General features: G+C 67.1%; 6 protein-coding genes. 5 read left to right on the top strand and 1 reads right to left on the bottom strand.

All coding sequences use genetic code 11. The features are described from left to right. Positions 1-248: 248 nt before the first annotated feature. Positions 249-938 carry a Crp/Fnr family transcriptional regulator gene (locus tag C8261_RS16415; RefSeq protein WP_107494812.1) on the bottom strand — a complete coding sequence of 230 codons (690 nt, stop codon included), beginning with the start codon at positions 936-938 and terminating at the stop codon, positions 249-251. Between the two features lie 250 nt (positions 939-1,188). Between C8261_RS16415 and C8261_RS16410 the strand changes: the two genes are divergently transcribed. Genes C8261_RS16410 through napA form a run of 5 tightly spaced genes read left to right on the top strand, consistent with a single transcriptional unit; the run spans position 1,189 to position 7,163 of the window. Next, positions 1,189-3,099, top strand: coding sequence for an ATP-binding protein (locus tag C8261_RS16410; RefSeq protein WP_235864957.1), 1,911 nt, complete (start codon positions 1,189-1,191; stop codon positions 3,097-3,099). Continuing rightward, positions 3,096-3,746: a two-component system response regulator NarL gene (gene narL / locus C8261_RS16405; protein WP_107494810.1), complete on the top strand. Its 651-nt coding sequence runs from the start codon at positions 3,096-3,098 to the stop codon at positions 3,744-3,746. The genes C8261_RS16410 and narL overlap by 4 nt, the downstream gene beginning before the upstream one ends. A 53-nt stretch (positions 3,747-3,799) precedes the next feature. Beyond that, a complete protein-coding gene (gene napF, locus C8261_RS16400; RefSeq protein WP_328588089.1) occupies positions 3,800-4,351 on the top strand; it encodes a ferredoxin-type protein NapF in 552 nt (183 codons plus the stop codon). Then, positions 4,351-4,614, top strand: a complete 264-nt coding sequence (locus tag C8261_RS16395) for a chaperone NapD (RefSeq protein WP_107494809.1) — start codon at positions 4,351-4,353, stop codon at positions 4,612-4,614. Before napF ends, C8261_RS16395 begins: the two co-directional genes overlap by 1 nt. Positions 4,615-4,619: 5 nt before the next feature. After that, positions 4,620-7,163, top strand: a complete 2,544-nt coding sequence (napA, locus tag C8261_RS16390; protein WP_181358977.1) for a nitrate reductase catalytic subunit NapA — start codon at positions 4,620-4,622, stop codon at positions 7,161-7,163. Positions 7,164-7,313 lie beyond the last annotated feature (150 nt).

The following is a 7,313-nucleotide window of genomic DNA, read 5'->3' as shown; positions in this document are numbered from 1 at the left end:
CGACCACCGCCGCCCTGGTCTGCCTGGCCAGACGATTGCTGCGCACGGCGTTCGCCCTGTTCCGCACTCAAACGCAGTTCGACCCAGACAGGCTCTCTCGTGCTTGACCAGAACCATAGAATCTCAGGGCGAACGGAGTACCCGTTTCCTGCGTTCGCTTTGCCGCGCCCACGGCGGGGCTTACCTCGCTCACGGCGAATGGTAGTGACTATTTCATTGCCGAGTTAATAGAAGGCTGCGGCGGCGCTTCAGCCGGCGGCGCAGCTGCGCAGCATGCGCACGTCGGTGAGCGTCATGCCGCGCCGGCCATTGGGGCGGATGACCCCCGCGCGGGTGAGGCGGCCGAGTACCCGCGAAAGGGTTTCCGGGGTCAGGTTGAGCTGCGCGGCAATGGTCTGCTTGTCGGTATCCAGGCGGATCTCGCAGTGTCCCGCGCTCTCCGGTGCCAGGCGCGCGAGGTAGTGGGCGACGCGCTGGGTGCTGGTGCGCTGCACGCACTGCTGGAGGTTCTCGATGAGCTCGTACATGCGCGTCGATAGATTGCCCAGCAGCGCGGCGTTAAGCGCCGGACAGGCCGCCATCGCCCGGCGCAGGGCGCCACAGCCGATCACCACCACGGTGCTGTCGCGGGTGGCCTCGGTGGTCACCGGCTGAGAGCGGCCAAGGAGGGCGGCCTCCTCGCCGAAGCTGTTGCCGCGGCCGGCGAGCAGGATGATCTTCTCGGCGCCGCCGGGGGAGAGCAGGAAGCACTTCACCTCGCCTTCGACCACCACGTACATGCCCTCGCTGGCGCGCCCCTCCTGGCTGATGGTCTGGTGGCGGGCGTAATGCACGACGCGGCTGCCGGCGGCCAGCTCGTCGAGCGCCGCGGGCGGCAGGGTGCCGAAAGGCGGCAGGGTGGCAAGGGTGTCGGCGATGGCGAGGGCTGTGTGGGGCATGTGATGATCCTCCTGCGGGACTGCGCGAAGCGTTGCATTCCCGGTAGTCTAGACAGCGCAGCGCCGGCCGGATGCAGGGCGGACAGCGCGGAAATGCGGCGTGATACCTCTTTGGAGGTATCAGACGTTTTTGCCATGTCATTGAAAATACAGTGGATGACACTTCGTTCAGGGCGGCAGACGGCCTTGCCGAGGGCGTAGACATACCTCTCTTGCCCCCAGTCCCGCGGACGTACCACGGAGGAAGATGATGAGCCGCATCCGCGATGCGCTGGCCAGACGTTCCATACTGCTGCTGGTCGGGCTGGCGATGCTGGCGGTGACCGCGATCAGCCTTGCCGGCATGAGCGCCTCGGTGGTGGTGGCCGAGGCGGTGCAGGGCAGCGGCAGCGCCATCAACGTTGCCGGCAGCCTGCGCCGCCTCACCCACCGTACCGCCAGCCTGGTGGTTGCCGATGCGCTGCACGGGCGCGAAGCCCAGCCCCGGGTGGCCGCGGCCATCGAGCATTTCGAAGTCCACCTCGCCCATCCGGCGCTGCTGCGGGTCATGCAGCGCTCCCCGGACAGCGTTTTTGCCGCCACCTATCGTGGTGTGGACGCGGCCTGGCGGTTGCGTCTGCGGCCACTGTTCGAGGAGGCCGGCGGACGCGCCGGCGTGATGCCGCCGCCGGAGTTCCATGAACACCTGCTGAGCGAGGTGGATGCCTTCGTCGACCAGCTCAACACGCTGGTGGCGGTGCTCGAACACGATACCGAGGCCAGCATCGGCCGTCTGCGCACCACCCTCACCGTGGCCATCGTGCTTGCCGTGCTGGTGGTGGCCGCGGCCTTGTGGCTGCTGCACCGCGCCGTGTACCGGCCGCTGGCCGACCTCGTCGGCAGTTCGGCGCGTTTTTCGCGCGGCGACCTCGATGCCCGTGTGCGTCATACCGGACGTGACGAGCTGGGGCGGGCGGGGGCGGCGTTCAATCACATGGCTGACGAGATCAGCAAGCTCTACCGCGATCTCGAACGCCGTGTGCAGCTCAAGACCGCCGAACTGCAGCGCACCAACCGCTCGCTGGAGCTGCTCTATCACGCCATCGCCCGCCTCTACCACGCGCCCTCCGCTGCGGCCACCTACACCGCCACGCTCAGAGACATCGAGCAGATCCTCGATCTCGAGGGCAGTTTTGCCTGCCTGCGCCCCAAGCACGACGGCCCTGCGGTGGTGCTGGCGAGCAGCATCGGCAACTGCCCCGAGCGCGCCGACGACGAGGCCTGTGCGCATTGCCGCGGTGCCGCGGCGCCGTGGACCTACGTCAGCGAAGGGGGCTACGATCTGCTGCGCGTGCCGCTCAGCGACGCGGACCGCAGCTACGGCATGCTGCGCCTGGCGCTGCCGCCGGGCCGCCGCCTGGAGGACTGGCAGCGCCAGCTCCTCGAAGCGCTCTCGCGCCATATCGGCATGGCGCTCGGCATGGCCCGCCGTACCGAGCAGGAACGCCTGCTGGCGCTGCAGGAGGAGCGCTCCATCATCGCCCGCGAGCTGCACGACTCGCTTGCCCAGTCGCTGGCCTACATGAAGATCCAGGCCAGCCTGCTGCAGCCCCTGCTGAAGGATCCGGCGCGGGCGGCGCAGGCCGCGGTGGTGCTCGGCGACCTGCGCGAGGCCATCACCGCCACCTACCGCCAGTTGCGTGAGCTGCTGGTGTCCTTCCGGCTCAAGATGGAGGGCGACTTCACCGCGCTGCTGGACAACACCGTCGAAGAGTTCGCCGCGCGCGGTGACGTTGCGGTGGACCTCGACGTTGCGCTGGGGGTCTGCCACCTCACCCCCAACCAGGAGATCCACGTCCTTCACGTCATCCGCGAGGCACTCTCCAACATGCTGCGCCATGCCGCCGCCAGCCACGCCTGGGTGCGCATGCGCTGCGAGGATGGCAAGATGCTGGTGGTGACCGTGGACGACGACGGCGTCGGCATTGGCGACGCCCCCGCGGACGGCCAGCACCACTACGGTATGGCGATCATGCGCGAACGTGCGCGCGGCCTCGACGGCGAACTCGTCGTCGGCGAGCGTCCCGGTGGCGGTACCCGGGTGGCCCTGCGTTTCCCGGTCGATACGGTCAGTGCGCCGCCCGCTGCGGCGGCGCCTGCACACACTGTGAGTTTTAGATGAGCGAACCCCCCCAGCGCGTCGTCATCGTCGACGACCATCCCCTGTTCCGCAAGGGTCTGGCCCAGCTCCTGCAGACGCTGCCGGACTTCCACCTCGTCGGCGAGGCCGCCAGCGGCGAGGAGGGTCTGGCGATGGCCTGTGAGCTGCACCCCGACCTGCTGCTGCTCGACCTCAACATGAGGGACATCGGCGGTCTGCAGGTGCTGCGCGGCGTCCGCGCCGCCGGCATCGACACACGGGTGGTGATGATCACCGTCTCCGACCACGGTGACGATCTCGTCGCCGCCCTGCGCGGTGGCGCCGACGGCTATCTGCTCAAGGACATGGAGCCCGAGCAGATGCTCGCCTCGCTCGCCAGCATTGCCGTCGGACACGTGGTGGTGGCCGACAAGCTCACTCACCTGCTGGCTGCGGCGCTGCGCGCCGAGCGGCGCCCGGAGACGGTCGGCGAGGCCGGCCTCACCGAGCAGGAGCAGCGCATCCTCGAGCGCATCGCCGGAGGCCTGTCGAACAAGCTCATCGCCCGCGAGCTCGACATCGCCGAAGGCACCGTGAAGGTTCACGTCAAGCACATCCTGCGCAAGCTCGGCCTGCGTTCGCGGGTCGAAGCGGCGGTGTGGGCGGTGGCGCAGGCGCGCAGCGGCTGAGTTGCGCCCGCTTGCGGGCAATTTGAGAGCATTTCTCAACTTGACCGCAGTCAATGACCACCCCCCGGAGGCGGGCGCACGATGACCCCATCAACAGCATGGGGTTGGCCGTGGAGTCCGTTTCCCTGTCGCGCAGAGCCTTTCTGCGCGCTCGTTCCCGCACTGAACTGAACGCCCCCCGGCGCCCGCCCTGGGCCTTGCCGGAGGCGGCGTTCGTCGCCCGCTGCACGCGCTGCGATGCCTGTGTGGAGGCCTGTCCCACCGGCGTGCTGCGCCCCGCCGAGGGGGGTTATCCGGTGGTCGACTTCTCCCGCGCGGCCTGCAGCTTCTGTGCGCGTTGCGTCGAGCAATGCATCCCGCAGGCCTTGTCGCCCGCCGCTGCCGCGCAGCCGTGGGCACTCAAGGCCGTGATCGGACAGGGCTGCCTGGCGCTGCACGGCGTCGAGTGCCGGGTGTGCGGGGAATGCTGTGAGGGGTCGGCGATCCGTTTCCGTCCGCGTGTCGGTGGGGTTGTCCTGCCGGTGGTCGACGCGGAGGCGTGCACCGGCTGCGGTGCCTGTGTGGGCCCTTGCCCGACGCGGGCGATTGCAATGGAGAGTGTCTGATGAACATCGCAAGTCTGGTGGTGCGAGCCAAGCCCGAGCATTTCGGCGCGCTGGAGGAGCTCTATCGCGGCATTCCCGGTGCCGAAGTCCATGCGCGCTGTGTCGACAGCGGTCACCTGGTGGTCACCGTGGAGGATGGCGAAGGCTACTCCACGGCGGATTCGATACTGGCAGTGACCATGGCCAAGCATGCCCTGAGCGTGACCCTGGCCTACGAATACACCGATGAAGGTCTGGAATTGCAGGAATTACAGGAGGCATGACGAACATGGATCGACGCGCATTCATCAAGTCCAACGCGGTTGCGGCCGCGGCGGCAACGGCGGGCATCGGCGGCATTCCGGTGGTGGCACAGGCGCAGCAGGCGGGCAATTCGTCCACCCGGGTGCGCTGGGACAAGGCCGCGTGCCGCTTCTGCGGCGTAGGCTGTTCGGTGCTGGTCGGGGTGCAGAACGACCGCGTGGTGGCCACCCAGGGTGACCCGGATTCGCCGGTCAACCGCGGTCTGAACTGCATCAAGGGCTACTTCCTGTCCAAGATCATGTATGGCGAGGACCGCCTTACCCGTCCCCTGCTGCGCATGAAGGGCGGCAAGTACGACAAGAACGGCGAGTTCTCCCCGGTGAGCTGGACGCAGGCCTTCGACATCATGGCCGAGAAGTGGAAGGCCGCGCTCAAGGAGCACGGCCCGCGCTCGGTCGGCATGTTCGGCTCCGGCCAATGGACGGTATGGGAAGGCTATGCCGCCTCCAAGCTCCACAAGGCCGGATTCCGCACCAACAACATCGACCCCAACGCGCGCCACTGCATGGCCTCCGCGGTGGCCGGGTTCATGCGCACCTTCGGCATGGACGAGCCGATGGGCTGCTACGACGACATCGAAAACGCCGATGCCTTCGTGCTGTGGGGCAGCAACATGGCCGAGATGCACCCCATCCTGTGGAGCCGCATCACCGACCGCCGCCTCACCCACAACGGCTGTGAAGTGCACGTGCTGTCGACCTTCGAGCACCGTTCCTACGAGCTCGCCGACAACCCGATGATCTTCGAGCCGCACACCGATCTGGCGATCCTCAACTACATCTGCCACCACATCATCTCCAACAACAAGGTCAATCGCGACTTTGTTGCCAAGCACGTCAAGTTCGCCATGGGCGAGGGCGACATCGGCTTCGGTCTGCGCCCCAACCACCCGCTCGAAGCCAAGGCCACCAGCAACGGCTACCCGGGCGCCGACGGCAAGCCCAAGGGCAACCCGGGTGCAGCCAAGGAAATGAGCTTTGACGAGTTCGCCAAGTACGTTTCCGACTACACCCTGGAGAAGGTCTCCAGGCTGTCGCGTGTGCCTGCCGACCGCCTGCGCCGCATGGCCGAGCTCTATGCGGACCCCAACAGGAAGGTGACCTCCTTCTGGACCATGGGCTTCAACCAGCACACCCGTGGCACCTGGGTGAACAACATGATCTACAACGTCCACCTGCTGGTGGGCAAGATCTCCGAGCCCGGCAACAGCCCCTTCTCGCTCACCGGGCAACCCTCGGCCTGCGGCACCGCGCGGGAGGTCGGCACCTTTGCCCACCGCCTGCCCGCCGACATGGTGGTGACCAATCCCAAGCACCGTGAATTTGCCGAGAACATCTGGCAACTGCCGGAAGGCACCATCCCCGACTGGGTCGGGCTGCATGCCGTGGCGCAGAGCCGCGCGCTCAAGGACGGCGTGCTCAAGTGCTACTGGACCTCCACCACCAACAACATGCAGGCCGGCCCCAACGTCAACGAGGAGATCTATCCCGGCTGGCGCAACCCGGAGACCTTTGTCGTGGTGTCGGATGTCTATCCCACCGTCTCTGCACTTTCGGCCGACCTGATCCTGCCCTCCGCCATGTGGACGGAGAAGGAAGGTGCTTTCGGCAATGCCGAACGCCGCGGGCAGTTCTGGCGCCAGCAGGTCAGGGCGCCAGGTGAGGCGAAGTCCGACCTCTGGCAGTACATCGAGTTTGCCAAGCGCTTCAAGGTCGAGGAGGTGTGGCCCGCCGAGCTGATCGCCAAGAAGCCCTCGGTGCGTGGCAAGACCCTGTACGACGTGCTCTACGCCAACGGCGAGGTCAACAAGTACCCGCTGAGCGAAGTCGCCAAGGTCAACGCCCATGCCTGGGCGGGCTACATGAACGACGAATCCCGCGAGCTGGGCTTTTACCTGCAGAAGGGCCTGTTCGAGGAGTACGCCCGCTTCACCCGCGGCAAGTATCACGACCTCGCCTACTTCGACGACTATCACCGTGCGCGCGGCCTGCGCTGGCCGGTGGTCGATGGCAAGGAAACCCTGTGGCGCTACAAGGAAGGCTACGACCCCTATGTCAAGGCCGGCGAGGGCTGGAACTTCTATGGCCACCCCGACGGGCGCGCGACGATTTTTGCGCTGCCCTACCAGGAGCCCCACGACAAGCCCGGTGGCGAGTACGACCTGTGGATGTGCACCGGCCGCGTGCTGGAACACTGGCACACCGGCTCGATGACCCGCCGCGTGCCCGAACTGCACCGCTCGGTGCCCGAAGCGCAGGTCTTCATGCACCCGGAGGATGCCAGCAGGCGCGGGCTGCAGCGTGGCATGTCGGTGAAGGTGGCTTCCAAGCGTGGGGAGATCGTCGCCCGCCTGGAGACCCGCGGGCGCAACAAGCCGCCGCAGGGGCTGATCTTCGTCCCCTTCTTCGACGAAGGGCGCCTGGTCAACAAGCTGATCGAGGACGCCACCTGCCCGATCTCCAAGGAAACCGACTTCAAGAAGTGCCCGGTGAAGGTGATGAGGGCGTAAATGCCATCGCCCCCCCCGGGGGGCACCGAATTCTCCTCCCCCTGCAAGGGGGAGGCCGGGAGGGGGATGGGTTTCCATCAGGATTGACTCGACTCCAGGCGAGCCCCGCCTGTAACCCGTAACCCATCCCCACCCCGGCCCTCCCCTTGA

Origin of the sequence: Pseudothauera lacus (assembly GCF_003034845.1) — a bacterium.
Lineage (GTDB): Bacteria > Pseudomonadota > Gammaproteobacteria > Burkholderiales > Rhodocyclaceae > Pseudothauera > Pseudothauera lacus.
Note: the sequence above shows the minus strand (reverse complement) of the source record. Positions and strands in the feature narration are given on the sequence as shown.

Coding starts and splice junctions, on each gene's coding strand:
- C8261_RS16415 (WP_107494812.1), bottom strand. CDS start 938: ATGCCCCACACAGCCCTCGCCATCGCCGACACCCTTGCCACCCTGCCG.
- C8261_RS16410 (WP_235864957.1), top strand. CDS start 1,189: ATGAGCCGCATCCGCGATGCGCTGGCCAGACGTTCCATACTGCTGCTG.
- narL (WP_107494810.1), top strand. CDS start 3,096: ATGAGCGAACCCCCCCAGCGCGTCGTCATCGTCGACGACCATCCCCTG.
- napF (WP_328588089.1), top strand. CDS start 3,800: ATGACCACCCCCCGGAGGCGGGCGCACGATGACCCCATCAACAGCATG.
- C8261_RS16395 (WP_107494809.1), top strand. CDS start 4,351: ATGAACATCGCAAGTCTGGTGGTGCGAGCCAAGCCCGAGCATTTCGGC.
- napA (WP_181358977.1), top strand. CDS start 4,620: ATGGATCGACGCGCATTCATCAAGTCCAACGCGGTTGCGGCCGCGGCG.